The organism is Agathobacter rectalis ATCC 33656 (assembly GCF_000020605.1).
Classification (GTDB): domain Bacteria; phylum Bacillota; class Clostridia; order Lachnospirales; family Lachnospiraceae; genus Roseburia; species Roseburia rectalis.
In genome coordinates this window covers 910112-926928 of record NC_012781.1, presented here as the reverse complement: position 1 = coordinate 926928, position 16817 = coordinate 910112, and the positions used below count along the sequence as shown (strand labels likewise).

Annotated in this window: 17 protein-coding genes; 2 read left to right on the top strand and 15 right to left on the bottom strand. The window is 42.7% G+C overall.

Translation table 11 applies throughout. The features are described 5' to 3' along the window. Window positions 1-6: 6 nt before the first annotated feature. From EUBREC_RS04590 to EUBREC_RS04565, 6 genes are all read right to left on the bottom strand, one after another. Window positions 7-1020: a glycosyltransferase gene (locus EUBREC_RS04590; RefSeq protein ID WP_012741893.1), complete on the bottom strand. Its 1014-nt coding sequence runs from the start codon at window positions 1018-1020 to the stop codon at window positions 7-9. Between the two features lie 362 nt (window positions 1021-1382). After that, entirely contained in the window at window positions 1383-2897 is a 1515-nt protein-coding gene (locus EUBREC_RS04585) for an AMP-binding protein (RefSeq protein ID WP_012741892.1), read from the bottom strand. A 21-nt stretch (window positions 2898-2918) separates the two neighbouring features. Beyond that, window positions 2919-3149, bottom strand: a complete 231-nt coding sequence (locus tag EUBREC_RS04580) for an acyl carrier protein (protein ID WP_012741891.1) — start codon at window positions 3147-3149, stop codon at window positions 2919-2921. 36 nt (window positions 3150-3185) lie between these two features. After that, window positions 3186-4601, bottom strand: a complete 1416-nt coding sequence (locus EUBREC_RS04575; RefSeq protein WP_015516887.1) for a condensation domain-containing protein — start codon at window positions 4599-4601, stop codon at window positions 3186-3188. Beyond that, window positions 4601-5554, bottom strand: coding sequence for an alpha/beta hydrolase (locus EUBREC_RS04570; protein ID WP_015568932.1), 954 nt, complete (start codon window positions 5552-5554; stop codon window positions 4601-4603). The genes EUBREC_RS04575 and EUBREC_RS04570 overlap by 1 nt, the downstream gene beginning before the upstream one ends. A 3-nt stretch (window positions 5555-5557) precedes the next feature. Further along, window positions 5558-5890 (bottom strand): SCP2 sterol-binding domain-containing protein, encoded by a 333-nt coding sequence (locus EUBREC_RS04565; RefSeq protein ID WP_012741888.1) that lies wholly within the window; start codon window positions 5888-5890, stop codon window positions 5558-5560. A gap of 240 nt (window positions 5891-6130) precedes the next feature. On the opposite strand from EUBREC_RS04565, the gene EUBREC_RS04560 reads away from it, so the two are divergent. Together EUBREC_RS04560 and EUBREC_RS17910 are read left to right on the top strand one after the other, a co-directional pair. Next, complete coding sequence (locus EUBREC_RS04560) at window positions 6131-6541, top strand: TetR/AcrR family transcriptional regulator (protein ID WP_012741887.1); 411 nt, start codon at window positions 6131-6133, stop codon at window positions 6539-6541. Next, window positions 6486-6755, top strand: a complete 270-nt coding sequence (locus EUBREC_RS17910; protein ID WP_306718929.1) for a hypothetical protein — start codon at window positions 6486-6488, stop codon at window positions 6753-6755. Before EUBREC_RS04560 ends, EUBREC_RS17910 begins: the two co-directional genes overlap by 56 nt. 5 nt (window positions 6756-6760) lie before the next feature. Here the strand turns inward: EUBREC_RS17910 and EUBREC_RS04555 are convergent, their stop codons facing one another. From EUBREC_RS04555 to EUBREC_RS04515, 9 genes are all read right to left on the bottom strand, one after another. Further along, on the bottom strand, window positions 6761-7153 hold the full coding sequence (locus EUBREC_RS04555) for a hypothetical protein (protein WP_012741885.1): 393 nt from the start codon (window positions 7151-7153) through the stop codon (window positions 6761-6763). Window positions 7154-7191: 38 nt separating this feature from the next. Beyond that, window positions 7192-8127 carry a PD-(D/E)XK nuclease family transposase gene (locus EUBREC_RS04550; RefSeq protein ID WP_012741884.1) on the bottom strand — a complete coding sequence of 312 codons (936 nt, stop codon included), beginning with the start codon at window positions 8125-8127 and terminating at the stop codon, window positions 7192-7194. A gap of 449 nt (window positions 8128-8576) precedes the next feature. Next, window positions 8577-9923 carry an MATE family efflux transporter gene (locus EUBREC_RS04545; RefSeq protein WP_012741882.1) on the bottom strand — a complete coding sequence of 449 codons (1347 nt, stop codon included), beginning with the start codon at window positions 9921-9923 and terminating at the stop codon, window positions 8577-8579. A gap of 457 nt (window positions 9924-10380) precedes the next feature. Continuing rightward, a complete protein-coding gene (locus EUBREC_RS04540) occupies window positions 10381-11184 on the bottom strand; it encodes an enoyl-CoA hydratase-related protein (RefSeq protein WP_012741880.1) in 804 nt (267 codons plus the stop codon). Between the two features lie 233 nt (window positions 11185-11417). Further along, window positions 11418-12188, bottom strand: a complete 771-nt coding sequence (locus tag EUBREC_RS04535; RefSeq protein WP_012741879.1) for a DUF4234 domain-containing protein — start codon at window positions 12186-12188, stop codon at window positions 11418-11420. Window positions 12189-12203: 15 nt separating this feature from the next. Further along, window positions 12204-12629, bottom strand: coding sequence for a DUF2752 domain-containing protein (locus EUBREC_RS04530; protein ID WP_012741878.1), 426 nt, complete (start codon window positions 12627-12629; stop codon window positions 12204-12206). A gap of 7 nt (window positions 12630-12636) precedes the next feature. Next, the gene (locus EUBREC_RS04525) at window positions 12637-13941 is read right to left on the bottom strand and encodes an alpha-amylase family glycosyl hydrolase (RefSeq protein WP_012741877.1); all 1305 of its coding nucleotides are present in this window, start codon (window positions 13939-13941) and stop codon (window positions 12637-12639) included. A 136-nt stretch (window positions 13942-14077) separates the two neighbouring features. Beyond that, the gene (locus tag EUBREC_RS04520; RefSeq protein WP_015516877.1) at window positions 14078-14347 is read right to left on the bottom strand and encodes a DUF1294 domain-containing protein; all 270 of its coding nucleotides are present in this window, start codon (window positions 14345-14347) and stop codon (window positions 14078-14080) included. 125 nt (window positions 14348-14472) lie between these two features. Continuing rightward, window positions 14473-16809, bottom strand: coding sequence for a protein translocase subunit SecDF (locus EUBREC_RS04515; protein WP_041253930.1), 2337 nt, complete (start codon window positions 16807-16809; stop codon window positions 14473-14475). Between the last annotated feature and the right edge of the window lie 8 nt (window positions 16810-16817).

The window sequence follows — 16817 nt, the reverse complement described above, 5'->3', positions numbered from 1 at the left end:
ATCCGTCTAATTAAATCCGACAACCTTCTGTGACAGCTTATACGCACCGATAGCTACCTTTCTGCCTCCCTTGCCCGGCAGGTTCATTAACTGTCCCATGACGCCATGGCGCAGCTTCTTGTAGGTTTCTTCATCGTGCTCCTTCATGTATGCCCACAGTTCATCCTTCTTAGCCATGTTCTCATCGGTGCCTGAGATAATTGCCAGAATAGTAGAAATAGTCGTAATAATCTCCAGATAGCTGTACATATACTTCCTGCACATCTCATTTGTTATCTCATTCAATTTGACATCATCAAACATAATCTTATTTACACGAATCTGCTGGTCAATACGGCGTATCATCACCTGCTCATTGACCGACTGGTCATCGCGACCGATAAAATATCTGTAGAAGTCCACATCCAGATAGTACATCGTGCGCACATACGGAAGCGGCTTATATACATAGATATTATCCACATAAAAGGTATGCTTTGGCAGCTTGAGTCCACAGCTTCTCAAAAGCTCTGTCCTGTATATTACCGAATGCATCAGTATGTAATGTCCCTTGTGAATATGCTTTATATCACTCCAGGTAAATATCTCATTGCGTGGAAAGCCGGTCTGACGCATAACCTTTTTACGCTTTGCTCCTTCTTTCTCGTAGACATAGTTGGCAAGAAGCATATCAATCTGTGTATTCTCCTGCTCAAACTCCCTTAGCTTGTCCAGTATCTTCTTGTATGATTCCAAATCCACCCAGTCATCGCTGTCAACGACCTTGAAATATTTGCCTGTGGCATTTTTGAGACCTGTGTTTACAGCCTCTCCATGTCCACCGTTCTCCTGGTGTACAGCCTTTACTATGTCAGGATATTCGGCTGCATATCTGTCAGCTATCGCTGCCGTCTCATCCTTTGAACCGTCATCAACAATAATTATCTCCACATCATCTCCACCCGGCAGGATAGACTCTATACAATGCTCCATGTAATCCTTTGAATTGTAACATGGGATTGCAAAACTTAATAATTTCATCTTTTTCCCCTTGTAAAAAATAATATCGCTGTTTGATTATGCATAAAATCTTATCCTATATGCAATAACAAATACCGATACTATAATTATACACAAAATCATGATATTGTCTAAGGATTTTTTATGGTACCTTAGGACTGCACAGTTTGTTCATATTTTGTTTACAGAAAAGTGAAATTCAAAACACACGGTTTTCACAATTGATTTGTATACTAACATCATAAACGAAAGATACAAAACAAAAGCAACAAAACATATTAATTACGCAATACTCATACTAATCTTTTTCATATATAGCCGATGCAAGCCACATGCATCGGCTTCCTCTTTTTAGTATTATAGTAACTATGTGATTATTTCTATCAGCTTCTCTTTATCTTACGTGAAGCCGTCTTTTCAAACTCACTCTCCCTTACTTTAAGGCTATAGATACGCTTGTAGGCAGGTGCATTCACATTGTACTCATCGATAAGCGCCTGCAGTGCTGCCCTTATATCGACGATACCTGCATTTTGAGCATACTCTCTGTCCGGGAAAATCTCAGCTTCAATCACTCCTTCAGACTCACGCACTATGATTTCCTTTATGAGATGATTTACGCTCAGAGCGTTTTCAAGCTCCTCCGGTGACACATTCTCACCGTTTTTGGTGATAATCAGATTTTTTCTTCTGCCGGTCAGATAAATATATCCATCCTCGTCCACATAGCCTAAGTCACCCGTGTGAAGCCAGCCGTCCGACAGTGTCTCCTCAGTCTCCTTTGGCATCTTATAATAGCCCTGCATCACACTTGTACCGCGGACAAAAAGCTCACCGTCAACTGTTTTTGCCTCACAGTTTGGCATCAGCTTGCCTACCGAGTTTTTGCGGATATCCCAGCTTAGATTTGTGCTTATGACCGGAGAACACTCCGTCATGCCATAGCCCTGCAATATGGTGATACCAAACTCTGCAAATAAATCAACATAATCAGGATTTAGGTACGCACCGCCACTGCAGATTGTATGAAGCCTCTCTCCAAACATTTTCTTACGGACCGGCTCTGCAGGAAGTCCTGCTGCCCTTACCTCCTCGAGCTTTCTGGCAAATGTCTCAATCATAAGAGGCACCATAAGAATCATGTCGGGAGTAAAAAGCTGTATATTTTTTGCCATGCGCATGATGGAATCATTGATGCAGATTACCGAACCCAGTGAAATTCCTTTCAGAATATCCATGCTCAGACAGTATGCATGGTGTATCGGAAGCACAGACAAGATTACCGTGTGAGGTCCAATTTTCATGTCAAGGCATGTGGCATTTTCAGCCAGGTTGTTCTGCGTCAGCATGACTCCCTTGCTCTTTCCTGTGGTTCCGGACGTAAACATGATAGTGCAAAGCGCATCCTCTGCCACTGCCGGCTCGTAGCTTCCCCTGTTGTCATCTATAAGCCCTTTAAACGAAAGCACCTGTGGACAATGCTCTGTACTGTTCATAGACACATACACATTTATATCATGACAGCTTTTAGCTGCGGCCTCAGCCACATCCGAACGTGCCTCATCAAATATAAGCATCCTCACATCGGCTCTGTCCAAAAGCTCACATATATCCGCTGCCGGAAGCGATGCATCGATTGGAACCGCAACACTTCCGCTTTCTGTGATTGCCAGATATGATACTATCCACTCATATGATGAAGGGCCTATTACAGCGATATGCTGCCCTTTTTTGCCAAGCTTTTCGATGGCATTGGCAAAGCTGTCTGTATCATTCTTAAGCTCACTGTAGGTTCTTGACTCTATCTCATTTTTGGATTTCTTCCATCTTATCGCATCATCTGCGCCGTAAGCTTCATTTGCATATGAAAGAATTTCAGGAATTGTGTGAAATAACATATTTTCTCCTATCTGCGCCCATTATGCGTCTTTTAATGTCTCAAGATAATCGACTGCTTCCTGTACTGTGCGGATTTCTGCAGCCTTTGTCTGCTCAACCTCCACATCAAAGGTATCCTCTATCTCCCCGAGCATGCTCATGAAATCAAATGACGTAAAGCCCAGGTCCTCCATAAAACGTGACTCTTCGTGCACATCTGCCGGCTGAACATCAACATAATTACAGATAATTTCCACTAATTCATCAAACATAATAATCTCCTTTTACCTAATACGTTTCCTAATCCACTACACTAATTTAATGATTTCGCCTATTGTAAGCTCAGGGTTTTCTGCTCCCTTGAACATGATTTTGCACAGGTAATAGTACATATACTCAAGCTGCTTTCTTGAGACTGCCTTGACCTGATGCTCGAAGCTGAAATCCAGTCCGTTGTCCTCCGGGCGGTGCATTACCGTTAGATACATAGCCTGTGTAGTCATGCCGTTCGGGTACCACTTAGTCTTGTATTTTATATCTCCCAGGTCGTTTAAGCCCTTTTCCTTTAAGGTCATAGGCTGATATGTAAGCGACATCGGCTCATATGTAAGCCCCGCCTTTGGCTGCGGATAGGTCTTTGAGCGCAGTGCAAAGTACTCTGTCGGGTTGTAGTTTGCATGGCGGAACAGCTCGTTTTGCTTATCCCTAATGGTATACACAGCATCGATAAAGCGTACATCCTTTGAAAAGCACGTCCTAAACGGAAACGAATGAATACGTGTGCCGCCTGACTTCTTCTCCTTAAGTGTCGCACGTCTGGCGATGGCATTGTTTACGGAGACATCATCGAAGCCGTTTTCCTTCTGGAAAAACGTCCTGATTCCCATGAGAAGCAGACAAGCAAGCGAAATATGATATTTCTCGCAAAAATCCATAAGACGCTTTGTCGGCTCAGCCTCCAGATGAAAGATATCAAGCGCTGAGGTGACATCATCCGATGCATTGAATGCACTCCTTAGCTTGTTATCATGCATCAGTTCTCTTGCCGCATCAAGCTTTGCTGTGCCGTCGATTCCGTTGTAGATTGGCTCCGACTGTCTGATAAGCTTCTCAAAGAACTCTCTGTCCCTAAGCTGTGCCTTACTTCCGGCTTCATATGCCAGATCCTTTTTAAGCTGCTCGATATATGAGCACATATCCTTTGGAAAAGGTACTCCCTCATACATGGCATTACAGTATATCTCAATAATATCCTTTAAAAATGCAATAAGTGACTGCGCATCAACCACCATGTGATGACCTAAGAAGTACACTCCATTGAATCCATCCGGCATCTTTATCATCACGATTTTGGTCATAGGAGAGTCCTCAAACTCAAACGGCACCTGTGTCCAGCCTTGCATCTCATTCTCTGCCTCCTCCATGGTTACATCCGTAAAATCCTTGAAATCGACAGTTCTCTCTTTAAAATCCTCATCCACATCCGCAATATACTGATAGCACTCTCCATCCTTATCCCTTGTAAAGCGGATACGCATGGCCTCGTTTCTGGCATACGCGTAGTTGATTGAATCCCTTAGCACGTTCCAGTCAAGCTCCGTGCCGATTGTCAGGCTTGTACCTATATTGAGTACTGCCATATTCGGACAGTACTTTGCATAGTACAAATGAAATTTTTGTGCAACCGTAATCGGATATACGTTGTGTCCCTTTCTCGTCTTCATCATCTCATAACTCCTTCCAAAAATTTATCAAGTGCGTCCTCGAAAGCTTTCGTATTCTTGTAATAGCTCTCGCAGTGTCCTGCACCCTTTACTATCAGCTTTGTCTTTTGTGACGCGCAGCTTGCATAAAGCTCATCACACATGCTACATGGCACAAATGTATCCTTATCACCATGGATAAACAAAATAGGCAGCTTCGCCTTTTGCACCTCTTTTGCAGCATTGCATTCATCAAGCCCATACCCTGCCATTTTTCTGTTCACAAAATCTGCAATCTGAATCATCGGAAAAGCCGGCAGATGGTACATGCTGTGAAGCACATGTGTAAATACCGCCTTAGGCGAGGTAAATGCACAGTCTGACACAATTCCCTTCACCTGCTCCGGCAGATTAAGTCCACTTGCCATAAGCACAGTGGCACCTCCCATGGAATTTCCCATCAAAACAATCCTTATGCCATTGCCTGCCTTCTTAATCATCCAGTCAATCCACTTAAGCGCATCATAGCGGTCCTTGCAGCCGAAGCCTATGAATTTACCCTCGCTTTGTCCATGTGCCCTCGCATCTACAAGCAGCATGCTATAGCCCTTCTTTAAATAGTAATTGGATATGCTGCTGTAATCAGACATAGCTTCACTTGTGTAGCCGTGAAAGCATATGACGGCTTTATCCGGATTACCTCCATCTATCCCAGGAAAATATGTGGCATGCAGTCTTAATCCATCATCGGACCTAATCCACACATCCTCATGAGCCTGTGCTCTCATCCACTCTCCGCGTGGCTTCATAAAGCTGTAATAGCTCTCCCAGTCAACCCCGGACATCTTCATCGTGCGCTCCTTCTTGGCATTGTAGCGCATCATGGTCCTCCTGTAGAAATAAGCACTGCCGCCTGCCTCTGCTGCAGCAATACCACCTAAAACACCTGCAATTATTCCCCACTTCATCTTCATCACCTACGCCTTCTTACTGTCTATAATCTGCTTCAGGCGAAGTGCCTTATCAATATTTCCCTCCACCTTGAGCTTGCCTGTTGTAAATGCAAGACTCGGATCAAGCCTTCCTTCTGCCAGCTTAAAAAGAGTCTCAGCGCTGCATATAAAAATCGCATCCCTGTCAAAATACTCATACGGCTCCACTGCCAGCACACCATCCTTTACCTCGGCATAGAAAATTCCCTCTGCCTCTCCTGTTATATTGAACTGAAAAGCAAGGTGCTCGCTTATATCGCTCACATCAGACTCCATAAACAGTCCCTTTACCTTTGAAAACATATCTGCATAAGTCATATCAATTCTCCTTTTCGACCACCGGTCAACTTGTTACTTCATTACAGTATCACTTTTTCGACCGTCGGTCAATATAAATATTTTCATTTTCAAACTATTCTGTTATTTTTTCATAAACTATCCAAACGTATCATATCATTTTTACCAAAACCTATTCCCCCGGTAAAATCTCATGGAAGAATCATATGGATTGTGATAATATATATTAAAATAAACGTAACTAATATAAGAGGATCCACTATGCCACATTCCACAAGACCAAATTCGGAAAAATACGAGAAGATACTTGAAGCGCTAAGAACCCTTTTAGAAACAAAAAAAATATCCCAGATATCTGTCAGCGAAATCGCCCAGACAGCCGGGATAGGCAAGGGTAGCATATATTATTATTTTTCATCAAAGGAGGCTATCTTTGATGCACTTATGGCAAAAAGCTACGAAGAGCCGCTTGCCACCGCAAAGGAGCTTGCAAAGCGCACCGATATATCTCCGTTTGTGCGCATGGCGATGATATTTCAGGCATGCCGCAACTCCTCTGCCGCCTTTTTTAAAAATCCAGTCCGATGCCGGAAATGGTGTACAGGAGAATGCATTTTTGCACAACAAATACATCAATTACCTGATTACCGAGCTAAAGCCGGTGACCGGTGAAATCATAAGGCAGGGAGCAGCTGAGGGACTTATCGTGTGCCAACAGCCTGATGCGCTTGCAGAGATTGTGCTTCTCGTGCTCGTCGTGAAGCTTGACAATACACTGATTCCGTCCACAAAAGAAAAGACCGAACAGACTATCTCAGAGCTCATCTCGCTGCTTGAGAAGGGCACTGACAATCCTGAAGGGTCTCTAAATTTCCTGCGTGTCTAAGGACACTATTTATGCTTTTTTCTAAAAAAATATTGGACTATTGCTGCCGGAATGATTCCTCCCGCTAAAATCATTCCTTTTGAAAGCGCCGGTGTTTTACGTACAACGTGAGGTGACCTTTCCTTACTGTATCCTACATATATAGGCTTTTCCTCTTTGTCTGTGTAGTCTGCCTTTATATATCCGATAGCATTATCCCTATCCGGTACATATACCCTGATTATATTATCACGCATATCACCATTAAAAGCTTTATATGCTGCCACTATCTCATAATCTGAGTGATGCGGCAGATACTCAAAAAAATACTGTCTATTATCAACACACCATAACAAAAGCCATATTACAAATACCATAATAAGTGCTCTCATGTCTTCTTTTTCGTTTGAATTTTCCATAATTAAACATGCCTCGATTTTAATTGTATATATACGTGTTACACTAACTCCGGCACTCTGTAGCCTGCCTCACTCATTGATTTCTCAAACTCATCCACTGACATTCCAAGCTTCTCAGCTCCCCTGTTCACCGAATAGTCCCCATCCTGAACCGATAAGAATATTTCTGTACGACGTCCGGTCTGAATGCCAGTCTCAATTCCAGTCTCAATGCCAGTCTTAATTCCAGCCTTAATTCCAGCCTTCATACCTTCTCTTCTTTGTTCCTCACCATACTCTTTTGCATATTCCATTGCGTACTTTCTTACAGCTTCACTCATAGCACCACGTCCTTCCTTTTCTTTGTAATAAGCCACCGCTTTTGACAATGTCTCACTTTTTATCAGCTCCGGCCTGCACTGATGAAAATCTCTCATCATCCGACCTATATCATCATTACCTTCATACCTTCCATTTACATAGATAATATGCGAACCATCTCCAAAGGCTTCACCCGTTTCATCAACACGCCTTTGAATGTGATAAAATGGCAGTCCTTTTCTGAACTTATCGTGATCATAAATAAAAATCACGTATGAATCCTTAATCTCCTTAAACTCCTGTCCTTCCTCCAGCATCCTCGCATCCATCATACTGCTGTGATATCTGGCTCTTTTGACATGCGATCCCTCAGCATTAATCTGCACCTCGATATCAATATGTCTGCCATCGACATCTATTGCATGCACATCCAAGGTAATACATCTCCCACCAATCACTGGATTTTTTAATTCATCCTGCCCCCAGACGTCTATAACCTTAATATCACGCTCCATTATTACGCGAAGCAGTAACTCCGTTGTCTCGATATTCTGCCCGAATACAAGACTCATCAGATTGTCATCAAACAGCGTCATTTTTTCAATCAATCCGTTGATGATTACATCGTTCTGGCCATAATTACTGCCAAAAACCTCTTTTGTCTCTCCCGACATTATTCTCCTCCTGTTTAGTTGTGTAAGCAAGAAGAATAGAATATCGCATGATACAAAATTTCTTGTCAATATAAAGCATCAACAACCCCAGTCAGCTTCATTCACATAATGTTTCTCAATCGACATATCCATTTTCCCTGCTATTGATAGGTAACTTAAAGCATTGAAAATTTCCATGTCTTTGTCGAAAAATACTAAGTGGTTCTACCCTCTTCAAAGTGATACGCACCGATAAAAATGTGTACTGTGGTGTCGCTCAACAGAAATATAATGCTTTGGCTTGATTGTAGCATTAAAACCGCAAAAGGGCAATAAAAATATCAGGCAAATTCCTATTATCCTATTATAAAAGAGAGACAGCCGCGAAACCGCAAAAACAGCCGGGCACATCTCTCACATATGTCTGACTGTTCTTATCGCTTACTATTCAGTTTTATTATAGCTGTCCGCTAAATTCTCCTATAGTGGTACGCAAAGTATATATTGCCGGCGATTGCGGTGAGCGTCCACGAAATGACGTATATGAGATATAAGGACTGCAGTGTCTTAAAATACGCAAACACCGTGAGCAGCCATATAATCCTGAATACGACAGAGCCCATAACCACTATGATGGTAGGTGCTACACTTTTTCCGATGCCCCTGGCGGCGGCTGTGGCATTGTCCATGAAGGCTGATACACAGTAGACGAATGCCATCACACCAATTCTGATCTGTCCATAGTGTATCACGGCATCATCACTCGTAAAGAGCAAAAGGAACGGTCTTTGGAATATAAACAATGCCACTCCAAGCACCAGTCCCATCAGAAACGAGTATGCAAGTGTGATGAAAAATGTTCTCAGCACTCTTTCTTTTTTTCTTGCGCCCAGATTCTGAGCTATGAAGCTGGTGCAAGCGGTGTAAAATGCCGCCATCATGTCATAGATGAGCGAATCCGCATTGGTGGCGGCTGAATTGCCCTCCACGACCACATGGCTGAAGGAGTTGATGGATGTCTGGATACATATGTTGGCTATGGCAAAGAGCGAGTACTGTATCGCAGCCGGCACTCCAATCCGAAGCACTGCTGCAGCTGCATCCCTGTCAATCGCTATATCCTTCATGCGCAGGCCGTAGCTGCCGTATGTCTTCATGAGAAACCTGATAATGAGTGCCGCTGAGATATACTGTGCTATGATGCTTGCGATGGCAACTCCTATCACTCCGAGTCTGCACACTATTACAAAAAACAGGTTGAGCACTATATTGATAATTCCTGAGATACTCAGGTATATGAGAGGTCTCTTTGTATCTCCCACTGCGCTCAGCACACCGTTGCCGAAATTATAAAGCGCAAGCGCCGGCGAACCGCACAGATATATCATCAGATATGCTGTAGCACCGTCTATAAGCTCAGGCTTTGTATTCATCACTTCAAGCAGTGGCTTTGAAAAAGCCATGCCTGCCACTAACAGTAAAAGTCCCGCTATAAAGCACAGGATGACCGATGTGTGGACGGTCTTATGCACCCTCTGATAGTCCTCTGCTCCCATGTGCAGTGCCGTGACAGCATTGACACCGCCTCCCATGCCAAGCAGTATGCCTGTTGTGAGTGTGATGATGATTGTCGTGGAACCGACCGAGCCGAGTGCTCTTGCACCTGCAAATTTTCCCACCACTGCCACATCCGTCATATTGAAAAATACCTGAAGCAGGTTTGAGAACATGAGCGGTATGGAGTAAATCAGTATCTTCCTTGCGAGTGGTCCGTTCACCATATCCAGTTCTTTGGTCTGTGTTGCTCTTGACTTCATTTTTCCCTCTTGTAAATCTATAATTATATATTAACACTGCCATGTGAACAGTACTCTAATTATAGATACGTTTCATTCTTTTTTCAAGACTGTTGTTTACGCTTTACAAAAAAGATTATATAATAAAGTCAAAAAGACTTAAGGGGTAAAAATGTTTCTCTGCTGCGCCACGATATGAGACACTTTCTGAATAATATAGCTGCCTTCATCGAAAACAATGAAAACGACAATGCCTTAGCTCATAAACGATATGCCCGTTGCAACAGAAAGAGGGCATGGGCTTGGTACAAAAAGCATCAGACAGTCTGCTGAGAGACTTGGCGGCAAATGCCAGTACAGTGTATCTGATACTATGTTTATCGTGAGAGTAATAATCTAATCTGATTCATACAAAATAGCCGGTGCTTAACACACCGGCTATTTTAATTCATATACAATAAATAATTCAAATCATTATTTAGAAATCTGTGAGGTTTGCAGCTCTCTTCTCAAGGAATGCTCCCATTCCCTCTTTCTTGTCGTTTGTATCATTTACAACACCAAAGAGGTTTGCTTCCATCTCAACAGCGTTCTTGATATCCATATCATATCCGTTGTTGATAGCAGCCTTTGCAACTGAGATTGCGTAGCTTCCCTTAGAAATGATCTTTGCAGCCATAGCCTTAGCTGTTGGCATAAGCTCCTCTTTTGCTACTACTTTATTTACGAGACCTATGCGGTATGCTTCTGCAGCGTCTACATTGTCGCATGTGAAGATCATTTCCTTAGCACGTCCCATTCCTACTAAACGAGCAAGTCTCTGTGTACCGCCAAAGCCAGGGATGATTCCAAGTCCTGTCTCAGGCTGTCCGAAAATTGCGTTCTCAGAAGCGATTCTGATATCACATGCCATAGAAATCTCGCATCCTCCACCGAGTGCAAATCCATTGACAGCTGCGATTGTTACCTGACGCATATTCATGAGCTTGAAGAATGGCTCTGAAGCCTTGATTCCGAATGCTCTTGCCTGTGGTGCTGTGAAATTAACCATCTCTGAGATGTCTGCTCCTGCTACGAATGACTTGAACTCGTTGCCCTTCTTGTCAGGACCACCTGTAAGGATAAGCACCTTAACATCGTCTCTTGCCTCTATCTCTGTTAATGCTACATTTAACTCATCAAGAGTCTCACTGTTTAATGCATTAAGAGCAGCCGGTCTTGAAATTGCAAGTACTGCAATCTGATCTGCTACGTCAAGTGTTAAATTTTTGAACTCGCTCATTGTATAAATCCTCCTTAAAAAACCTATGTATAACTGACATTTCTGTCGTAATTTATAAAAAAATAGTAACACTTTGACAAATTTTTGTCAATGTCTGAATGACCTTTTTCAATAATATTTACCGTTTAATTTAATATACAATATTTAAGGAGACAGTCTGCTTAATGCAAACTGCCTCCCGCCTTAGAAATAATATAATCAAATTATTTAATTAAATTAAATCAAAACTCAAATTACATAAGTCCATGTGTCCTGTTGTAAGCATTGCAGATCATATTTGAGTTCTTGATAAGGATATACATAGCGATGAATGGTCCGATTCCACAGATAAGTGTACCAAATATACACCACATCAAAACAGTGGTTCCATTCTCCTGAATGCCAAGTCCGTATCTGCCTGCATTATTTGCCAGTCTGTTGCCCAGCTTATAGTACCAGTACCATGCATAGATACCGCATGTAATCATTGAAAGCAGGATAAATGCTACGAGACCTGATGTATTCTCGCCATCTCCATCACATGCTATATTGACATCATGAGCCATCTTGTAGATGAAATAATATCCATAAATACCACATGTAATAATAGACAGGATGATGTATGAGGCAAGACCTCTGTCGTCCTTTAACTTCTCTCCCCTGTATGGTGGAGGAGTCTGACCACCATTGTTCTGGTAGCCTGTATTGTACTGTCCGGCTCCGTTGTTCTGGTAGCCTGCGTTGTACTGTCCGGCTCCGTTATTCTGGTAGCCTGCGTTGTACTGTCCGGCTCCGTTGTTCTGGTAGCCTCCATTGTACTGTCCACCTGCATTCTGCTGGTTTGCACTATTTCCTGTGAAGGACTGCTTTACCTCATCAAATGCACTTCCAAGCTCCTGCTCTGCTGCATTGAAGGCCTCTCCTGCTTTGTTGACAAAATCCTGTGCCTTGGAAACAGGTGCTCCACAGTATGGACAGAATTTTGTTGAATCAGGAATTTCTTTTCCACATTTCTCGCAAAACATCTTCTTTCTCCTTTTTTATTTGCTTTTTATTACACGGATGATACGAAACAGGATGTTGTTTTGCGGCTCAAAAACCACTACATCATCGCCTGACCATATCAATCTGCACATATAAACTATAGCAAACATAATGATGATTGTAAATATAATTATTTTATAAATTTTAATATTTATTTTAGATTTACACAAAAGCACTATTACCGCAATAGGCACAAGCCAAAAAAGCGGATGGTATGTAAATGCCTTTGCTATATCAAGGTGTAAAAATGCCATCCATGCCCTCGACATGCCACAGCCTGCACATGATATTCCGGTGATGAACTTAATGGGGCATGTGATGCCTATCGACTCCATAGCTGTGTAAAGTACCACTACGGCTGTGACAGCACATATGAGCTCTTTTCTTTCATTTTTTCTTTTATTAATTCTTTTATTGTCCATACAAATGTTATCTCAAAAAGTATGCACTGTAAGGTGGCAGCTCAAGGCCACCGTTTAATGTAACCTGCTCACCTGTAATCAGGTCTGTGGCATCACCCTTTCCCATATCAAAGCCCGCGAAAAACGGCTGGTCTGCGGCATTGATGCACACGAATACCTTTTCACCATCACATTCACGACCGAAAACGCACTGGCCGTTTGTGAGCACAACCGAATAGAAATTACCGTAGCAGAGTGCCTTTGACTGCTTCTTTGCCTCTGCGAGCTTTGAAATCCATTCAGTCAGCTCATTGCACTGTGGCGCTTCAAAGCATGCCCTCAGAGCCGGGTCACCGTCTTCTTTTTTTGCCTTCTCTCCCCACTCACTGCCATAGTACACACAAGGGATGCCCGGCATACCAAATGCAAGTGCATAGATTAGTGGCAGATGCTTTTCATTGGTCAGTATGCTTGCCACTCTTGTCACATCATGATTGTCCACAAATGACAGCAGGTGCTTACCCTTGTAGAGAGTCCACTGCTCCGGTCCAAACTGTCTGAGAAGCGAATGATTTATCTCAAACATATTCATGGAATTAAAGCTCGAGTACAGACCCTTATAGCACTCATAGTTCGTTACCGAGTGAAGCATCGCATCATTCATAATCTGGTTGTAGTCACCATGCAGTGTCTCTCCCACCAGGAAGAAATCCGGCTTTAGTGAGTCGCAGAACTCCCTTAGTCTTCTGAGGAAATCATGGTCGAGGCAGTATGCCACATCAAGTCTCAGCCCGTCTATATCAAACTCGTCTACCCAGCCCTTTATCGCTGAAAAGATATGCTGGATTACATCCTCATTTCTCAGATTAAGCTTGACCAGATCATAGTTTCCTTCCCAGCCCTCGTACCACAATCCATCATTATAGTTTGAATTGCCATCGAACGCTATACGGCCAAACCAGTTCACATATGGTGAGCTTTCTCTGTTTTTAAGCACATCCTGGAACGCCCAAAAGCCTCTTCCCACATGATTGAACACACCATCCAGCACTACCTTTATGCCGTCCTTGTGCAGATTGTCACAAACCTGTGCGAAGTCCTCGTTTGTGCCAAGCCTTGTGTCTATTTTTGTATAATCCCTTGTATTATATCCATGTGTATCAGATTCAAACACCGGTGAAAAATAGATTGCATCTGCCCCAAGCTTTTTGATATGAGGTATCCAGTCATTCACTTTTAAAATTCTGTGTTCCAAAACACCATCATTCTCAAATGGTGCCCCACAGAAGCCTAACGGATAAATCTGATAAAATACACTTTCATATGCCCACATTATTTTGCCCTCCTTGATAGTTGTGTAGTGGTTTTGTACCTGTTATCTATTATACACAATTATGTACTTATATGCTACATTTTTTTGTTACTTTTTACCTACATTAAGTATTTTGTTACCTTGTATAATTAAATTTCTAATAGAAATTCCTGTAGATAACACATGCAATAACCACATGGATAAAGAAAATAAGCGGCATCCCCTTTACAAAATACCAATGCTTTGTCTTGTGCCTGAAGGCATACATCCCAGCCCAGGTACCGGCGCTTCCGCCCAGCAGGCTGAGCCCAAATAATGTCTTCTCCGGGATGCGCCATGCGTGTGCCATGGCCTTACACTTGTCAATTCCCATAGCAGCAAAGCCTGCTATATTCATAAGAAGCAGATAAATCAGAAAAATTTTCATATAAATAATGCTCCATTCTATTACTCCGCACATAAATTTATAAATATATAAACATATCTGCATATATTAATAAGTCCACAAAAAACAATAGCCCAGCCTTTAAAGGCCGGGCCATAAATTAATTATTAATTCTTAGCTTTTTTAGAAACCTTAGCCGGTGCAGCCGCCTGCTTTTTGATGGCGCTCTTGCCCAGATAAAGCTTCATCACATACCACAGCTCTGTAGCGATGCAGATTGAAGAATATGTTCCGCAAAGCACACCTACCATGAGTGGTAATGAGAACTCTCTGATTGATGTATGACCAAAGATAAAGAGTAACAATACCATAACAAATGTAGTAAGCGAAGTATTGATGCTTCGTGAAAGTGTCTGTGTAAGGGACTCGTTTGCTATATCAGCAAGCTCATCTGCTGAGTACTTCTTGATACCGTGAAGGTTCTCACGGATACGGTCAAAGATAACGATTGTATCGTTGACTGAGTAACCTACGATTGTAAGTATACATGCGATAAACGTACTGCCGACTGAGATTCTGATAAGTGCATATGCTGTGACTACAACAAGCACATCATGTACCAGCGCAAGGATAGCACTTGAAGCAAATCTGATGTCCTTGAATCTGAACCAGATATATAACAGCATGAAAATACATGAAATAATAACTGCCTTTACAGCGTTTGTTCTCATCTCTCCACTGATTGTTGAGCTGATACTCTGAGTCTCTATAGTTGATGCATCAACATTGAAATCCTTCTCAAGAAGAGCTGCGAGATCCTGTCTCTCATCGAGTGAAAGTGTACGTGTCTTTAATGTGACATCATGGCTGCCCTGGACTGTAGTAACCTGCACTGCACTATTGCCAAGGAGCTTTGATACTGAAGGCACGATGTCCTTCTCAACCTCTGCGGCTGTATAATCCTTGCCAAAGTCTGCAGTGGTTGATGTACCACCTACAAACTCAAGACTGTAGTTTAATGCATTGCCGCTTGTAGCACCGAAATAAATCATGCCGCCGATACCTGCAAGTATAACTACACCTGAGATAACAAAGTATTTAACTCTGTTCTGTACAAATCTGATAACCTTTCTCTTCTTTGCCTTGCCGTAGAACTTCTCAGCTCTGACACCGACACCGTAAAATGCTCTTGTAAGGTATTTTGCAATAAAAAGAGCTGTAAACAGTGACAGAATAATTGAAATCATAAGTGTGTATGCAAAGCCCTTTACTGTACCTGAACCGAGCACCATAAGCACAAGTGCTGCGATAAATGTAGTAACCTGTCCATCGAGGATGGCTGAAAGAGCCTTCTTGTAGCCCTCATTTACTGCAGCAAGCACTGATTTGCCACCTGCGATTTCCTCACGGATACGGGCAAATACGATAACGTTTGCATCTACTGCCATACCGATACCAAGGATGATACCCGCGATACCCGGCAGTGTAAGTGTAATCTCAAACCAGTAAATAAACAGTACTGTAAGCATTGAGTAGAGTGCAAGTCCGATAGATGCAACCACACCGAGTATACCATAGAGCACAATCATGAATATCATGATTAAGATAATTCCGATAATTGCAGCCTTTACTGCATTTGTGAGCGCTGTTCCACCGAGCTGTGCGCCAACAACATTTGACTCTAACTCCTCGAGCTGAAGGTTGATGGCTCCGACACGGATAAATGTTGCAAGGCTTGTTGCCTCGTCGTAATCCTTCATTCCGTTGATTACACAGTTACCATCTGAGATAACGGCGCTTACTGTAGGAACGCTGATGAAATGATCATCATAGTATATACCGATTGACTGTCCTGCATCCTTTGCCTTCTTTGTGGCATCTGCCCATGTGTCAATAGCCTTATCCTTGAGCTTTAATGAAACAACAGGCTCCTTGGTTGATGTAGATGATGACTGGTCATACTGGGCGCTTGCATCCTTTACATCGTTACCATCGAGGATGACTGAACCATTGGCCTTTAAGGTGTCAATATCATAGTTGAGCTTGTAGCCGCCCTGGGCCGATGTGTCCTGTGTATAGTTGGCATTTCCGTCACTGTCATACTGGGCGATGAAGTACAGTGATCCCGGACTTCCAAGATCCTCGAGTACCTTGTTAGGGTCGTCAACACCCGGAATCTCTACAGTGATACGGTCATCCCCGCTCTTGTATACAGAGTACTCTGTTGTGTAGCTCTCTGCACGCTCCTCGAGCTTTGCGATAGTATCATTTACATCCTTGTCTGAAGGATTCTTGTCCTTGATATGGTAGGTGATTGAAACACCACCTGAGAGGTCGAGACCAAGCTTGATATTCTGATAATCCTTATCCTTGGTGCTCTCACCATTAGCAGTTGCCTCCTGCTTTTGCTTTGTGTCGGTGATTACTGCAGTGGAATACCAGCCCAGCAAGCCGATACAAATGACTGCCACAAGGATAATCACCCAACTCTTTCCTTTTTTCATTTTCTTAT